16 protein-coding genes and 1 riboswitch are annotated in these 14,308 nt (G+C 61.8%); of the genes, 7 read left to right on the plus strand and 9 right to left on the minus strand.

Translation table 11 applies throughout. The features are described from left to right. Window positions 1-76 precede the first annotated feature (76 nt). Window positions 77-250: riboswitch (yybP-ykoY riboswitch) on the plus strand. Further along, a complete protein-coding gene (mntP, locus tag AAGQ88_RS10090; RefSeq protein WP_342655186.1) occupies window positions 249-815 on the plus strand; it encodes a manganese efflux pump MntP in 567 nt (188 codons plus the stop codon). It overlaps the preceding riboswitch by 2 nt. An 87-nt stretch (window positions 816-902) precedes the next feature. Here mntP and AAGQ88_RS10095 read toward each other — a convergent pair whose 3' ends face one another. Together AAGQ88_RS10095 and AAGQ88_RS10100 are read right to left on the minus strand one after the other, a co-directional pair. After that, entirely contained in the window at window positions 903-1,937 is a 1,035-nt protein-coding gene (locus AAGQ88_RS10095; protein WP_285423446.1) for an alcohol dehydrogenase, read from the minus strand. 9 nt (window positions 1,938-1,946) lie between these two features. Beyond that, entirely contained in the window at window positions 1,947-2,801 is an 855-nt protein-coding gene (locus tag AAGQ88_RS10100; protein WP_342655187.1) for an alpha/beta hydrolase, read from the minus strand. Window positions 2,802-3,194: 393 nt separating this feature from the next. Between AAGQ88_RS10100 and AAGQ88_RS10105 the strand changes: the two genes are divergently transcribed. Continuing rightward, entirely contained in the window at window positions 3,195-3,890 is a 696-nt protein-coding gene (locus tag AAGQ88_RS10105; RefSeq protein ID WP_342655188.1) for a tRNA (adenine(22)-N(1))-methyltransferase TrmK, read from the plus strand. 32 nt (window positions 3,891-3,922) lie between these two features. On the opposite strand, the gene proP is transcribed toward AAGQ88_RS10105, so the two are convergent. Continuing rightward, on the minus strand, window positions 3,923-5,425 hold the full coding sequence (gene proP / locus AAGQ88_RS10110) for a glycine betaine/L-proline transporter ProP (protein ID WP_342655189.1): 1,503 nt from the start codon (window positions 5,423-5,425) through the stop codon (window positions 3,923-3,925). Window positions 5,426-5,729: 304 nt separating this feature from the next. On the opposite strand from proP, the gene AAGQ88_RS10115 reads away from it, so the two are divergent. Together AAGQ88_RS10115 and AAGQ88_RS10120 are read left to right on the plus strand one after the other, a co-directional pair. After that, window positions 5,730-6,035: a DUF1883 domain-containing protein gene (locus AAGQ88_RS10115; RefSeq protein ID WP_285423450.1), complete on the plus strand. Its 306-nt coding sequence runs from the start codon at window positions 5,730-5,732 to the stop codon at window positions 6,033-6,035. Window positions 6,036-6,204: 169 nt separating this feature from the next. Further along, window positions 6,205-6,531 (plus strand): hypothetical protein, encoded by a 327-nt coding sequence (locus tag AAGQ88_RS10120; RefSeq protein WP_342655190.1) that lies wholly within the window; start codon window positions 6,205-6,207, stop codon window positions 6,529-6,531. A 93-nt stretch (window positions 6,532-6,624) separates the two neighbouring features. On the opposite strand, the gene AAGQ88_RS10125 is transcribed toward AAGQ88_RS10120, so the two are convergent. From AAGQ88_RS10125 to AAGQ88_RS10135, 3 genes are all read right to left on the minus strand, one after another. Continuing rightward, the gene (locus AAGQ88_RS10125) at window positions 6,625-6,918 is read right to left on the minus strand and encodes an antibiotic biosynthesis monooxygenase (protein ID WP_342655191.1); all 294 of its coding nucleotides are present in this window, start codon (window positions 6,916-6,918) and stop codon (window positions 6,625-6,627) included. A gap of 237 nt (window positions 6,919-7,155) precedes the next feature. After that, on the minus strand, window positions 7,156-7,578 hold the full coding sequence (locus AAGQ88_RS10130) for a nuclear transport factor 2 family protein (RefSeq protein ID WP_342655192.1): 423 nt from the start codon (window positions 7,576-7,578) through the stop codon (window positions 7,156-7,158). A gap of 154 nt (window positions 7,579-7,732) precedes the next feature. Next, a complete protein-coding gene (locus AAGQ88_RS10135; RefSeq protein WP_342655193.1) occupies window positions 7,733-8,650 on the minus strand; it encodes a LysR family transcriptional regulator in 918 nt (305 codons plus the stop codon). A 109-nt stretch (window positions 8,651-8,759) separates the two neighbouring features. Between AAGQ88_RS10135 and AAGQ88_RS10140 the strand changes: the two genes are divergently transcribed. The 3 genes from AAGQ88_RS10140 to AAGQ88_RS10150 all read left to right on the plus strand — a co-directional run bounded on the left by AAGQ88_RS10140 (window position 8,760) and on the right by AAGQ88_RS10150 (window position 11,368). Beyond that, window positions 8,760-9,512, plus strand: a complete 753-nt coding sequence (locus AAGQ88_RS10140) for an SDR family oxidoreductase (RefSeq protein ID WP_342655194.1) — start codon at window positions 8,760-8,762, stop codon at window positions 9,510-9,512. Window positions 9,513-9,570: 58 nt separating this feature from the next. Further along, the gene (locus AAGQ88_RS10145; RefSeq protein WP_342655195.1) at window positions 9,571-10,116 is read left to right on the plus strand and encodes a VOC family protein; all 546 of its coding nucleotides are present in this window, start codon (window positions 9,571-9,573) and stop codon (window positions 10,114-10,116) included. 577 nt (window positions 10,117-10,693) lie between these two features. Continuing rightward, complete coding sequence (locus AAGQ88_RS10150; protein ID WP_342655196.1) at window positions 10,694-11,368, plus strand: HAD family hydrolase; 675 nt, start codon at window positions 10,694-10,696, stop codon at window positions 11,366-11,368. Between the two features lie 46 nt (window positions 11,369-11,414). On the opposite strand, the gene AAGQ88_RS10155 is transcribed toward AAGQ88_RS10150, so the two are convergent. The 3 genes from AAGQ88_RS10155 to AAGQ88_RS10165 all read right to left on the minus strand — a co-directional run bounded on the left by AAGQ88_RS10155 (window position 11,415) and on the right by AAGQ88_RS10165 (window position 14,097). Further along, window positions 11,415-11,573, minus strand: coding sequence for a DUF2986 domain-containing protein (locus AAGQ88_RS10155; protein ID WP_285424532.1), 159 nt, complete (start codon window positions 11,571-11,573; stop codon window positions 11,415-11,417). Between the two features lie 61 nt (window positions 11,574-11,634). Then, window positions 11,635-13,254 carry a methyl-accepting chemotaxis protein gene (locus tag AAGQ88_RS10160; RefSeq protein WP_342655197.1) on the minus strand — a complete coding sequence of 540 codons (1,620 nt, stop codon included), beginning with the start codon at window positions 13,252-13,254 and terminating at the stop codon, window positions 11,635-11,637. Between the two features lie 312 nt (window positions 13,255-13,566). Then, window positions 13,567-14,097: a glyoxalase superfamily protein gene (locus tag AAGQ88_RS10165; protein WP_342655198.1), complete on the minus strand. Its 531-nt coding sequence runs from the start codon at window positions 14,095-14,097 to the stop codon at window positions 13,567-13,569. Window positions 14,098-14,308 lie beyond the last annotated feature (211 nt).

Below are 14,308 nucleotides of genomic sequence, written 5' to 3' on the forward strand. Positions count from 1 at the left end.
AGGGCGCGGGCAGGCCCGCGATAAAATAAACGAATCGATTTGATATTTTTTTCACATTGACTGGTTATAGTGGCTGCCCCGTTGGGGAGTAGCCTGCACTGGACCCACCGTCCAGAGCGTTCGCGTCAACATTCTCGGCAGCAGCCGTGGCGCGAACACCGTTTGGTTGGCGAGACCGACGATGCATCCATGCCTAAGGCCGGGCGTGTGGTTGCGTCGTTGACTCATAGCCCGACCGGACGTAAACCGTGAATCCTTTTTCCCTCGTATTCCTGGCGCTCGCCATGTCCACCGATGCGTTCGCAGCCGCGATCGGCAAAGGTTCCAGCCTGCACGAACCACGCCTGTCCGAAGCACTGCGCACCGGCCTTATCTTCGGTGTGATTGAAGGCATCACGCCAATCGTGGGTTGGGGAATCGGCCAGGCCGCGAGCCGTTTCGTCGAGAACTGGGACCACTGGATCGCCTTCGTACTGCTGCTCCTGCTGGGGTTGCACATGATCTATAACGGTCTCAAACACGAAGAGGCCGAAGAGGAAAAGCCCGACCAGCACTCGTTCTTCATCCTGGCAATCACGGCATTCGCCACCAGCATCGATGCACTGGCGGTCGGCGTCGGGCTGGCATTCGTCAACGTGAACATTGTCGTCGCCGCGCTGGCGATCGGTGCCGCCACCACCGTCATGGTCACGATCGGCGTGATGCTCGGCCGCGTGCTCGGCAACGTCGTCGGCAAGCGCGCGGAGATCGTCGGCGGCATCGTGCTGATGTTGGTCGGCGCCACCATTCTTTATGAGCATCTGTCGGCAGCTTGAAGCCCTGCGCATCGACGGCCCTGGAACAAAAACGCCCCGCCAGCGGATCAACGCTGAGCGGGGCGTTTGCGTCGGGCGCGTCGAGGTTCAGGCGTTGGCCGGGTTCATCACCAGCACGGCACGCAGGCGGACCTTGGCCGACATCATCAGGTCGTAGGCTTCGCGAGCCCGCTCGAGCGGGAACGTCTCGATCATTGGCCGGATCGCCTGCAGACTGGCGAAGGCCAGCGTCTGCTCGTTGTCGGAAACCGTGCCGGTCAGCGAGCCGACGACGGAACGCGCGCCGAAGATCAGGTCGGTGGCGTTGACCGTGATCGGATCAGGCGGCACGGCTACCACGATCAGTTCCCCACGTGGCGACAGTCCCGAAATCGTTTCGGCCATGCCCTTGCCGCTGGGCGCAGTGCCCAGCACCACCTTCGCGCCGCCCAACGCGCGCAGCGCATCGGCGACATTTTCCTGAGTGGAGTCGATGTATTGATGTGCACCCAGCGACTGCGCCAGGTGCGCTTTGTCCGCGCCGCGCGCGACGGCAACCGTGTGGAAGCCCATTTTGCGAGCGAACTGCACGCCCAGATGACCCAGTCCGCCCAGGCCCTGAATCGCCACCACGTCACCCGGCCGTGCCTTGGAATTGCGCAGCGCATTGAATGTGGTCAGGCCAGCGCACAGCAGCGGCGCGGCTTCGGCGGCGTCGAGTTCCTCCGGAACACCCACCAGCCCGCGGGCTTCGGCCAGCATCACTTCGGCGTAGCCGCCGTCGACGGTGATGCCACTGATGACCGGGTTATGGCAGTTCACCGGGTCGCCCTGTCGGCAGGACGGGCAACTGCCGTCTTCGCCTGCCAGAAAGCCCACGCCCACGCGCTGGCCGACGCTCCAGCCCTGAACGCCTTCGCCCAGTGCATCGATGCGACCGACGACTTCGTGTCCAGGCACACGCGGGTAGCTGATGCCCGGGAACTGGCCTTCCACTGTCGCGCTGTCGGAGTGGCAGACGCCACAGGCTTCAACACGAATGCGGACCTGACCGCGACCCGGATCCGGGATCGGCCGTTCGACCAGTTCCAGTTGGCCAGGGGCGGTTGCGACGATGGCGCGGTATGTCAGAGAGGTTGTCATGGGTCACCTTTATTCAGAATCAGAGCCGACGAATGCGCCGATGTGGCGTGCCACGGCGCGGGGAAACTGGAGTTGCGGACCGTGTCCGGCGCGCGGGAAAGTGATGAGTTGCAGGGTCGGCAACTGGCCGCTCAGCGCGTGCCAGTTTTCGACCGGGAAGGCGATGTCATGGTCGCCGCCAACGTGCAGCACTGGCACGGTCGTGTTCTTCAGCAGTTGCAGGATGGCGTCCACAGGGAATACCGGGTTCTTCGGCCCCTCACCCAATTGCGCGCCTGCCCACTCAAAAGGCACGGCCGGACTTGCGTCCTCGCGGGGTGCGGACAGACGTTCCCAGGAGCGCTCGGCGGCAGCCTTGGAGGAGGCCGATGAAGGCTCGAAAAACAGACTGACGAAGTCGTCGAAATCGTTGTCTCTCTTGGCCAGCTCGTAGAACAGCGCCTCGCCCGGTTTGACCAGTTGGCCGGGCGGCGTGGTTGCCAGCAGTACCAGATGACTGACCAGTTGCGGTGCCTGGGCCAGAACGATCTGCGCCGCAATGCCGCCCACCGACCAGCCGCCGATCACCACTTTGCCCAGGCCCAGCGCCATGATCAGTTCGATGACATCCTTGGCCAGTGACGCGGGGCTGTAGCTGCGCTCGCCGGTGGACTGACCCAGGCCGCTGTAGTCAAACACCGTGACCTGAAAACCCTGATTCGCCAGGCTGTCGAGAAACAGCGGGTCCCATGAATCCATCGTCCCGCGGAATCTCACGCAGAGCAGCAGCGGCGTGCCGCTGCCGAAGGTCCGATAAGCGAGTGTTCTGCCGCTGATTTCGATGAACCGGGTTGTGGCCTGAGTGCTCAACGAATGTTCGGTCATGGTGAAGTCGTCCGTTCTTGTTGAATGTCATGGGTGTGCGGTGGAAATGACGCCAGGTTCTTCGCTTGCAGTAAGCGTTACTTCAATAAGCCTATGATTAAAAAGGAAAATATGTTAAGCGATGCGCGCGTTCGCGAAACTTTATGAGCGCGATACATAGCGATGCAGCAGTGCGTTAGTTATCTGCCCTGTACGCGTTCTCAATCAATCAAGTGCCTGACAATCACTCTATCCCATCGTATTTATCTCCTCGCCTATACATTGGAGTAGGTTTTTTCAAGGTGGGTAGCGGTCGGGCAATCGCGCGTACCATTTGAAATGGCGGGCGTTGCCCGCCAGAATCGCCGCCGATCCGGTGCAGGGCGTCGGGCGCGAGAGGTGAAGGAGCGGCGGTTGAACGAACAGACATTGTCCAGACGGCTGGAGCGCGTCGCGGCGCTGGTGCCGGCGGGCGCACGGCTTGCCGACATCGGCTCGGATCACGGCTACCTGCCGGTTGCCTTGGTGTTGCGCGGCGTCATCGCGAAAGCCGTGGCCGGGGAGGTGGCGTTAACGCCTTTCCACAGCGCCCGGCGCGTGGTGCGCGACAACGCGCTGGAGGCGGCAGTCACGGTGCGTCTGGCAGACGGTCTGGCCGCGATCGAGCCGGATGACCAGATCACCGCGATCAGCCTGTGCGGCATGGGCGGGGAGACGATTCGCGACATTCTCGAGGCCGGCAAAGCCCGCCTCACTGGCAGCGAACGCCTGATCCTTCAGCCAAACGGCGGCGAACAGCCGCTGCGCTGCTGGTTGATGGAAAACGGCTACCGGATCGTGTGGGAGGAAGTGCTGCGGGAGAATCGCTTCGACTACGAAATGATCGTCGCCGAGCGTCAGGGCCACGTTGCCTACACCGCACAGGAGCTGTACTTCGGCCCTGTGCAGCTGCAGGCGCGCAGCCCGGCGTTTCTGGAGAAATGGCGGCGCGTGTTGCGCCTCAGGCAACGCACCCTTGAGCAATTCGCCCGGGCCCGCGTGGCGGTGCCCGAGGTAAAACTCAACGAACTCCAGGCCCATGTTCGCTGGATCACTGAGCTGCTGGGCTGAACCCTTGAAGGGGCGCGACCCGGCCGCGGGCCTCAGTTGATGCGCGGGTGCTGCTGGACCAGCTCCTTGCGCTTGGCTTCGAGTTCGGCGATCTGCGCGTCGATGTCCTCGATTTTCTGCTCGATATTGTCGTGATGTTCCTGCAACAGTTCCTTCGCTTCCTCGATGTCCGAAGCCGCAGGCGCCGCGCCACGTAGCGGCTTGTTGGCGGTTTCTTTCATGGTGATGCCGGTGACGAAGCCGATGACCGCGATCACCATCAGGTAGTAGGCGGGCATGTACAGGTTGTCGGTGCTTTCCACCAGCCACGCTGCGGCGGTCGGCGTCAGGCCGGCGATCAGCACCGACACGTTGAAGGCACTCGCCAGCGCGCTGTAGCGGATGTGGGTCGGGAACATCGCGGGCAGCGTCGACGCCATGACGCCGATGAAGAAGTTGAGCACCACGGCGAGTATCAGCAGCCCGGCGAAGATCAGGCCGATCTTGCCGCTGATGATCAGCATGAATGCCGGGATCGCCAGGATGAACAGGGCGATGCTGCCGATCACGATGAAAGGCTTGCGGCCAATCTTGTCGCTGACGAAGCCGATCAGCGGCTGAACGAAAAGCATGCCGACCATGATCGCGATGATGATCAGCACGCCATGGTTTTCGCTGTAGTGCAGGTTGTGCGACAGGTAACTGGGCATGTAAGTCAGCAGCATGTAGTACGTGACGTTGGTCGCCACGACGATGCCGATGCAGGTGATCAGGCTGCGCCAGTGCTTGGTCGCCACTTCCTTGAACGACACTTTCGGTCCGCCTGAAAGGCCTTCACGGTCGCCTTGTTCCAGCTTCTCCACATGCTGCTGGAACGCCGGGGTTTCTTCCAGCGCGTTACGCAGATACAGGCCGAGCATGCCCAGTGGCAGCGCAAGGAAGAAGGGCAGACGCCAGCCCCATTCCTGGAATTGATCCTCGCCGATGACAGTGGAAATCAGCACGACCACTCCGGCGCCGAGCACGAAACCGGCGATCGAGCCGAAGTCCAGCCAGCTGCCGAGGAAACCGCGCTTGCGGTCCGGGGCGTATTCGGCGACGAAAATCGAAGCGCCGGTGTATTCGCCGCCCACCGAAAAGCCCTGCGCCATCTTGGCGAGCAACAGCAGAATCGGCGCCCAGATGCCGATCGATGCGTAGGAGGGGATCAGTCCGATGGCTGTCGTACTCAGAGACATGATCACGATGGTCGCTGCGAGGACTTTCTGTCGTCCGTATTTGTCGCCCAGTGCGCCGAAGAACAGGCCGCCCAGCGGCCGTATCAGGAAAGGCACCGAGAAGGTCGCCAGTGCCGCGATCATCTGCACGCTGGGGTCGGCGCCGGGGAAGAAAACCTTGCCGAGCACGTAGGCGACGAAGCCGTAAACACCGAAATCGAACCACTCCATCGCGTTGCCCAGCGCGGCGGCAGTGATCGCCTTGCGCATCTTGCCGTCGTCGACGATGGTGATGTCTTGCAAGCCGATAGGGCTGACTTTTTTCTTGCGTAATTTCATAGGAACACTCTGTCGCTGATCTGTCGTGCTGCCTTCCGCAGAAGCCGAACCTGCGCCGGTCGGAACACCCCGGCTGGTCGATGCCATTGTTTTGGTAGCACGCTGTTTTCGATCAGATACGAGAGCAGGGCAAAAAATTCACTGTGGTCCGAGATTTTCATCGCGTTGAGACAGGGACAAACGATCCGGGTTTTTCGGTTGTGTCGCTGTCCGGCGGCGACCGGCGATGACCGGAGACAACGGGCAAGGGCAGGGCCCGCCGTGGTATTCTTGCGCCCCGGTTACAACTCCTGTGGAATCCCCCGTGAAATTCATTCACCAGCGCGAGCATCTCAATGAAGACGACATTGTGGTGATCGAATGTTCGAACACCTGCAACATCCGCCTCATGAACGACGCCAATTTTCGCAGTTTCAAGAATGGTGGGCGACACACCTACCATGGTGGCGCGTTTGATCGCTTCCCGGCGAAAATCGTCGTGCCGAGCACCGGCTTCTGGAACATCACCCTCGACACCGTCACCCAGCGCGCCATCAGCGTCACGCGCAAACCCAACATCAAGCATTCGATCAAGATCATCCGCCGGTCCGCTTCGCGTCTGCAGAGCTGAGCGAACCGGGTTGCGCCTGTTGCGCGGGGGCGGGGCGGGGGCAGGGAGTATCGGCGATATCGATAGTGAGCATCACGCTTTACGAGTTCAGTTTCGGCGCCTGAACTGGACAATGGCCTGTATATGAAGACCCTGCCCGAACGGCAGAATTTTTGACAGGACACCGCCCATGCGCACTGTATTCGCCTCCGCCGCCTTGATTGCCTGCTCGCTGCTGGCAGGCTGTGCGACCGCTCCCAACGAGCCGACGCTGACCCTGGAAACCAGCAAGTCTCCCGAACAGTTCGCGGCGTGCGTCGTGCCTAAGTTGCAAGGTCATTCGATGAGCCCGATCCTGTCCCAGCCTCAACGGCATTACCGGATCACCGTGCCAAGTACCGTCGCGGCGGACAACGTCATCGAGGCCTACAAAGCCTCAACCGGCGGGAAGATTTTCGTCTACGAACGCAGCTTGATGGCTTCCGGCTTCGGCCGTGCCGCCAAGGAATGCGTGTGATCCTGCAGCACCCGACGATGCTTGCCGGCTGAAGCCGCCACAGGCTTTGGGGGTGGGGCCGAGCATGCGGACGGTCTTGGCCGCGCTGGCCGATCAGAAATCTTCTTCGCTGATCCGGATGGACAGCAATGTGTTGCTGGCGATGAGGTTGTCGAACGCTGGCTGAAACACCTGCGCAAGACTGGCGAGCATCGAGTCTTCACTGCTCCAGGCGCCCCGGATGGTCCAGCGTCCCGGATCAGGCTGATGGGCCTGCAGCTGGCAGTCCACGCACCCTTCGATACTCCGAGCGCGCCGCACTGAATCCTGCATCAACTGCGCACACCTGGCCGAGAAACCTGGACGGGTCTGAATCAATACGACTCTGGATGACACGTGAGCATTCATGGTGATCCCCTGAAGGCAGCTGGCGCGGTTGGAGTCGGGCGAATGAAGGCGTCGCACGACAGTGATGGGACTGGGATCATGATCCGGCAGCCGCCCTGCCGCTGCCATAGTCGATGCGCATAGGCGATACAGACCTTCGTATAAGCGGCCCGAAACAGGGGAGTTGATGGCGCACTGCCGGCGGTCATGGCCGCGCCGCACGATGGCGCCGCGCGGGCCGGCGAGGGGCAGGTCGGGTCAGCGGGCGTCGTCTGAGGTCACTGGATCGGCAGGCGCGAAAGCCTTCGCCGCAGCAACGGTGTCCAGCGATTCGCGCAGCAGCTGGATCTTGCCCTCGTGGGCCACCAGCCGTCCGGCGTACGACTGCAGGTACAGGCGGCCCGTTGCCGGGACCAGCGCCTCGACGTCGTATTCGGCGAAGGCCTGATCGGGCGTGTCGATCAGAAAGCGCACGCGCTTGAAGCGGAAATCCGGGACTTTAGCCAGCAGCGAGGCAATGAACGCTTCGATCTGAGCGGGTCCTTGCACGCGATGGGTGATGCCCAGCGATTGAAGGTAGGGCAGTTCGAGCACGCCATCGTCTGCGAACAATGCCGCGGCGGCGCGTGGGTCTTGAATGGATTCCAGGTACATCTGCAGCAGTTGGACGGCGTTTTTCATGATCATCTCCTTGAGCCAGTCGGGTCGTGTCGGCCGCGGTGTGGGGCCGACAGGCGTCAAGGTACGGAAAACGCGAGTTGTCAAAAATAGAAACTATGGCAACTCATCGTTTCATTTATGAAAGGCCGAGTGGGTGCCGTACGATGGCGCGCGATCAACGGGGCCAGCGCCACGCCGGTGCCGAGAGGTGCTCGGCGAAAAAGTCGGACAGCGCCTTGATCTTCGCCGGACGAGTCCGCGCCGAAGGTGTGACGAAGTACAAGCCGCCGCGAGTCATGCTCCATTGCGGCAAGAGCGCCTCCAGCCTGCCGTCGGCCAGGAATTCGCTGGCCATGAATTCCGGCAGTTCGGCGACGGCCATCCCTTCCAGCAACATGGGGATCAGCGCATCCGAGTTGGTCACCCGCAGTGGACCGTTCGGCACCACGTCTTCCTCAGTACCGTCTTCATGGGTGAAGCGCCAGACCTGGCTGCGCGCCCGGTACGCATAACTGAGGCAAGGCCGGCTCGCCAGTTCCCGCGGATGCGCGGGGCGCCCGTGAGCCTTGATGTACGCGGGGGACGCCACGAGAAACTGAGTGACGGCACAGAGCCGGCGGGCAACCAGCGAAGAATCGGGCATCACGGCGATGCGCAACGCTGCATCAAAACCTTCCGCGATCAGATCGACCGTCGCGTCGGACAGGTGCAGGTCCACCGACAGTTCCGGGTACTGGCGCACCAGTTTCGGCATGAGCGGCGCGACCCAGCGCAGGCCGAACGACATGGGCACCGCCAGGCGGATCAGCCCGCGCGGCTGCACCGACAGGTCCTGCGCTTCGCTTTCGACTTCTTCGGCCTGGCGATAAATCTCTCCGGCCTTGGTCGCCATGCTCGCGCCGAACTCGGTCAGCGCCAGTTGCCGGGAAGTGCGATTGAACAGCCGTCCGCCCAGGCGTTCCTCAAGTCGCGCCACGGCTCTGGACACGGTCGGCACCGAGACACCCATAAGCCGGGCTGCGGCGGCGAACGATCCTTCTTCCGCCACCTTGGCGAACATCGCTAAACCTTCGAAATCAGGAAGTTTGCTCATTTCATTTCTGCAACGATGGATTGCGGACAATTCTATTTTGAAATGTTTCAGCCGTCGATAAGCTTCTCCCACATCGCAACCACTTACTGACGAAAACTGGAGAAACATCATGGCTCGCAAACTCGAAGGCAAAATCGCACTGGTCACCGGCGGCACGACCGGCATCGGCCTGGCCACCGCTCAACGCTTCGCCGCAGAAGGCGCATACGTCTACATTACTGGCCGCCGCCAGGCCGAACTCGACAAGGCCGTTGCGCTGGTCGGCAACGCCACCGGCGTACGGGTCGACTCGACACGTCTGGAACAGCTCGATGCCCTGTACGAGCAGATCTCTGCCGAGCAAGGACGCCTCGACGTGCTGTTCGCCAACGCAGGCGGCGGTTCGATGCTGCCCCTGGGCGAGATCACCGAAGCGCACTACGACGACACCTTCGACCGCAACGTCAAGGGCGTGCTGTTCACGGTGCAGAAAGCGCTGCCGCTGCTGGCAACGAACGCCTCGGTGATCCTGACCGGCTCCACCGCCGGCAGCTCAGGCACCGCCGCGTTCAGTGTCTACTCGGCTTCGAAAGCCGCTGTGAGGGCCTTCGCCCGCAGCTGGATCCTGGACCTGAAGGACCGCAACGTCCGCGTCAACACCATCAGCCCCGGCGCCACCAAAACCCCGGGCCTGGTTGACCTGGCCGGCCCCGATGCCGCCCAACAGCAAGGTCTGCTCGACTACCTCGCCTCGCAAGTGCCGATGGGCCGAGTCGGCAACCCCGAAGAAATCGCCAGCGCCGCGCTGTTCCTGGCCTCCGACGACGCCAGTTTCGTCAACGGCATCGAACTGTTCGTCGATGGCGGCCAGGCTCAGATCTGAGACAACCCGCGAGGCGGCGCCCGGCGCCGTCCTGCCCAGACTTTTCGGGGACACACACATGAAAACAGCCGCATTTGCAGCACTCGCATTGACCCTTGCCTTCACCACCGCGCACGCCGCGACGCCAGCCACCGCAAGCCCCGTGACGCCTTCGCTGCAAGCGTCGTTGATCGATCACGTCGGCATCAACGTGCCGGACATCGACGCGGCGACGGCCTTCTTCAACGAACTGGTGGGCGCGAAAGTCATCTCCGACGTCCGCCCGGGCGCCATTCCCGCTGAATGGAAAGCCAGTTTCAACTGGCGTGAGTCCAGCGAGCTGCAACGCTTCACCATGCTGCAGCTCAACGGCGGTTCCAAGATCGAGCTGTTCCAGTATCAAGGTCCGCAGATCGACCATCAGCCACCCCATGAAGACGATATCGGCGCGACCCACATTGCCCTGCGCACCACCGATATCGACCGCAGCCTGGCCGTCGTCAAAGCCCGAGGCCTCAAGGTGCTCAACGAGCCGATCACCAATCCCGACGGCATCCGCTGGTTCTACGTGCTGACGCCATGGGGTTCGCAACTGGAACTGGTGTCGCTTCCGGCCGCCAGCTGAACCGGGCTGCTTGCCCACCACCCATTGGCTGCGGTGCATCCGAAAAACCGCGTATGCCGGGGTTGCTGCCGCTTCGCGCCAGTTCGCGGGACAAGCCACGCTCCTACGGTTGCGAGCGAGTGGAATCATCCAATTGATGGCGGATGTTTTCTTTTGGCGTTGCGGCAGGTGTGGGAGCGTGGCTTGTCCCGCGATCGGCGACGCAGTCGTCGTGATTCCGGTGGCCTCGGTGTACCTGAAAAACCGCGTTCGCCACTTCGCGCCGCTTGCTCGGCAGTGCCTGCTGGCGGGTGTGGGCGCGCGCCGAGAAAGATCGAACGCCTGATGCCGTGCGCACTCGAAACAGGGCAGATGGTTTGATTGTCGCCCGACTGTTCTGGCTTGCCGGCCCCGATGCGGGTCGAGAGGCTGCTCGACCAGCCCATACGCATTCTCCAGCGCGTCGCCCGCAGGTCATCTGGCTGCGAACGTCGAGCGACAAAACCCGGACCTGCACATTCCTGACAGCCATGCCTGGCAAGGAACCCCTCATTTTTTGGCCTGTGTCCGACGGTCGATCGAAGCAGAAGAGAATCCCATGCGCCCACAGACCTCGTTCATTTTTGACCTGGACGGCACGCTGACAGACAGCGTTTACCAGAACGTAGCGGCCTGGAAAGAGGCGCTCGACGCCGAAGACATTCCGTTGGCGATGTGGCGCATCCACAGGAAAATCGGCATGAGCGGCGGGTTGATGCTCAAGTCGCTGTCCCGCGAGACGGGCCTGGACATCAGTGAAGAACAGGCCCAGCGCCTCAGTGACAGGCACGCTGAAGCCTACGAGCGGCTGCAGGGCCAGATTATCGCGCTGCCGGGCGCCAAAGCGTTGTTGCAGTCACTGGGCAACGACAATCTGAAGTGGTGCATCGCCACCAGCGGCGGGATGGACACCGCGAAAATCAACCTCAAGGCGCTCGGTCTGGAGATCGGCGACGTCGACCTGATCACCCGCGACGATGTGAACTACGGCAAGCCCGATCCTGACCTGTTCCTGGCGGCGGCGAAGCGCATGAACGTGGACATCGAAGAGTGCCTGGTCATCGGCGATGCGATCTGGGACATGCTCGCCGCCAGACGTTGCAAGGCGACCGGCATCGGCTTGCTCTCCGGTGGGTACGACATCGGCGAGCTTGAGCGGGCAGGGGCGTTGCGCGTGTATGAAGACCCGCAGGACTTGCTGGACCATCTGGACGAGATCGCGTCTCGCCCCTGATGGCCTCGTGCCGGATAAGTGGCAGCGTACACGCCCGTTGACAGTGTCAGCCTTCGGTTGAGTCGGCCGGGCTTTGACCGGCCTCTTCGGCGAGCTTGGCCCGGTCGGCCTTGCTGATATATCTGGGCTTGCGCGGCGCCAGTTTGGCGTTGGCCTTTTTGGCGTGCGCTTCCAGCAGTTGCTTGATCTTCTTGCGGCGATTCATGGCGTGTTCCCGGCTTGGCAGGAGGCGATGATATCAGTTGGCACGCAGCCTCGAAAAACACCTACAACGTGAATCGGCTGGTCATGGTCTTGAGTTGCGATGCCAGCCTGGACAGATCATGGCTCGCCACGCTGGTTTGCTCGGCGCCCTTGGACGTCTGCTGCGACAGGTCGCGGATGCGCACCAGATTGCGATCGACCTCGCGAGCCACTTGCGCTTGCTGCTCGGCGGCGGTGGCGATGACGATATTGCGCTCATTGATGATGCCCACGGCGACCGTGATCTGATTCAGCGCTTCATCGGTACGGCCAGCGCGCTGCAAGGTGTCGGTGGTCTGCTCGGCGCTGGATTGCATGGCATCGACGGTCTCGCGGGTCGATTGCTCGACCTTGCCGATCAGTGCTTCGATTTCACGGGTCGACTGTCCTGTGCGATGGGCCAGGGCGCGAACCTCGTCGGCGACCACGGCGAACCCTCGGCCAGCGTCGCCGGCCCTCGCGGCTTCGATGGCAGCGTTGAGCGCCAGCAGGTTGGTCTGCTCCGCCACCGAGCGAATCACGTCCAGCACCTTGCTGATTTCAACCGTCTGCTGGGCCAGGCTCTGGACGCGTTCGGAGGTGGTGTTGACACGGGTCACCACCGTGTTCAGGGATTCGATGGTCTCGCTCAGTTCATTCTGGCCTTGCTGTGCGGTCTGCGAGGAGGCCTTCGATTCGTTCGATGTCGAGACCGCATTGCGCGCCACTTCGTCGATTGCCGCGCTCATCTGGTTGAACGCCGCTGCCGCCTGATCGATTTCCTGATTCTGCTGGCGCAGGCCTTCGCTGCTTTGCGCCATCACCTGACTCATTTCCTCGGCGGCGCTGGACAGCTGCTCGGTGGACTGGGTGATTTCGCCGATCGTGTTGCGCAGGTTGTTGCGCATCACGCTCAGAGACTGCAGCAGTTGCGCCGGCTCGTCAGAGCCGCTGTTGTCTATTTCGCCGCTCAAATCATTCGCCGCGATGCGCCGTGACGTCGCCAGTGCGACACTCAGTGGCCTGTTGATGCTCAGGCTGAAGCGCCAGCTCAGCACGAGCGAGGCAGCCACCGCCAGCCCGATCGCGATCAGCGCCACCAGCCGCGCCTGACTGTAGGCTTGCGCCGCCTCCAGTGCGGCGTCGTGGGCGTGCTCGCGTTCAAGCCGGTTCAGCAGTTCCGTCTGTTCATTGAAGGTGGTCCCGAACGCTGCCATCGAACGAAGCTGGGCCGCTGCGTCATCCGGGCGACCGGCCTCCATCATGCTCAGCTCTTGCGCCACGCCGCTTTTGTATCCTTCATAGGCTTGGGACAGCTTGCCCAGCGCCTCTTGCTTGGCGGGGGTATCGGCGCTGTTCCGGTAGGCGGCGAGATTCTGGTCGATCAGCTTCTCAAGACCCGCGATGGTGTTGGCCGCGGCAAGATGATCGGCCTTGGAGGTGAAGGTGTGTGACTGATAGGCCGTGATGCGCAAGCGCGAAACGTTGACCCCCAGCTCATTGCTCAGGTTGATGGCCGGAATGGAACGGGTTTCCATCTCTGTCACGGCCTGACGGATCGTGCTCATCTGGGCCACGCAGAACAGGCCAAGGGCGACGAGCATCAAAATGATTGCGATGAAGCACAGGAGGGTCCGGGCCTGGATTTTCAGTTTTCTCAGCATTGGGGCATTCTCGCCAGCAGGCATTACGGTGACACGCCCGAGAGGGCCCGCGGGTGGCGACCATCCATTGCATCTCGGAAGCGGAGTTGTACGGGAAATATTTTCTGTACAAGATTTGTAGAGCTTCGAGGCAAAGATGGCAGGTTGGTTCAGGGCTGTTGAGCGAAATGCGGCGAATGGCCATCATTTGTCGCAAACGCGCATATGGACGTCGCATCTGGATTATTTTTTTGCGTTGAGTGCTTCAGTTCGGCGGGTTTGCCTCAAGAAATTGCCTTGAGGCAAAGCCGTGGAAGTGCTGTTGGAGGTCAATCAGCTCTGGCAGAACCGGATCCGGTTACCAAAAGGATCGTAGACCTCAAGCACCTGTCCCCAGTCTTGCTCAACGATGTCCGGACGCCCGTATCCGTAGCGCCGGGCCTGCAGCTCGTCGCGCAGGCGCTCGATATTGCGCATCGGTACGAAGATCGTCGCACCAGGGCTCGCGTCGCCATGATGCTCGGAAAGATGCAGGAGCAGAGCGCCCCGGCTTATCCCCAGATAAAGCGGCATGCCGGCTTCGAAACGATGCTCGAATTCGACGCTGAAACCGAGAAAATCCAGGTAGAACTCCCGTGCCTTGGCTTCATCGAACATGCGCAGTATCGGAATGGTTTTGTCGAACGTGATGGCCCCGGTTGAATCGTTGCCGGGTAGCATCGCCGATGCAGTGTTCCAGTCCTTGTAGCCCAGTTGATGCGCCACCGTTTCCAGCGCAGCCGCGTGAGTGAGCGTTTGCTCGCGCGCCGCCAGCGAGGCGCGCAGCCCTTTGGCCATTTGTTTGGCCTGTTCGATCGATACCATCGTAGCTCCCTGGGTCAAGGCATATGGGTGCTCGCGTTGCCAGACCTCGACGCTTGAGAGATGCGACAGGAACGGGAAGAACAACAATGCTTTCACCTTTGCGTACGCAGCGAGCGGCGGGCAGCATCGGCCCGGTGTGATCATACACAAAGCTATCCGGCAGGTGGGTTTGCGGGCTCTCTTGACGATCTTGCATAGCGCAATCCTCCTG

This window comes from Pseudomonas sp. F3-2, assembly GCF_038804275.1.
Classification (GTDB): Bacteria; Pseudomonadota; Gammaproteobacteria; order Pseudomonadales; family Pseudomonadaceae; genus Aquipseudomonas.

Bases quoted from the DNA above. Each gene is read 5' to 3' on its own strand.
- AAGQ88_RS10130 (WP_342655192.1), bottom strand. From the start codon at position 7,578: ATGAAAAACGCCGTCCAACTGCTGCAGATGTACCTGGAATCCATTCAA.
- AAGQ88_RS10145 (WP_342655195.1), top strand. From the start codon at position 9,571: ATGAAAACAGCCGCATTTGCAGCACTCGCATTGACCCTTGCCTTCACC.
- AAGQ88_RS10135 (WP_342655193.1), bottom strand. From the start codon at position 8,650: ATGAGCAAACTTCCTGATTTCGAAGGTTTAGCGATGTTCGCCAAGGTG.
- AAGQ88_RS10125 (WP_342655191.1), bottom strand. From the start codon at position 6,918: ATGAATGCTCACGTGTCATCCAGAGTCGTATTGATTCAGACCCGTCCA.
- proP (WP_342655189.1), bottom strand. From the start codon at position 5,425: ATGAAATTACGCAAGAAAAAAGTCAGCCCTATCGGCTTGCAAGACATC.
- AAGQ88_RS10165 (WP_342655198.1), bottom strand. From the start codon at position 14,097: ATGGTATCGATCGAACAGGCCAAACAAATGGCCAAAGGGCTGCGCGCC.
- AAGQ88_RS10095 (WP_285423446.1), bottom strand. From the start codon at position 1,937: ATGACAACCTCTCTGACATACCGCGCCATCGTCGCAACCGCCCCTGGC.
- AAGQ88_RS10100 (WP_342655187.1), bottom strand. From the start codon at position 2,801: ATGACCGAACATTCGTTGAGCACTCAGGCCACAACCCGGTTCATCGAA.
- AAGQ88_RS10155 (WP_285424532.1), bottom strand. From the start codon at position 11,573: ATGAATCGCCGCAAGAAGATCAAGCAACTGCTGGAAGCGCACGCCAAA.
- AAGQ88_RS10160 (WP_342655197.1), bottom strand. From the start codon at position 13,254: ATGCTGAGAAAACTGAAAATCCAGGCCCGGACCCTCCTGTGCTTCATC.
- AAGQ88_RS10140 (WP_342655194.1), top strand. From the start codon at position 8,760: ATGGCTCGCAAACTCGAAGGCAAAATCGCACTGGTCACCGGCGGCACG.
- AAGQ88_RS10150 (WP_342655196.1), top strand. From the start codon at position 10,694: ATGCGCCCACAGACCTCGTTCATTTTTGACCTGGACGGCACGCTGACA.
- AAGQ88_RS10120 (WP_342655190.1), top strand. From the start codon at position 6,205: ATGCGCACTGTATTCGCCTCCGCCGCCTTGATTGCCTGCTCGCTGCTG.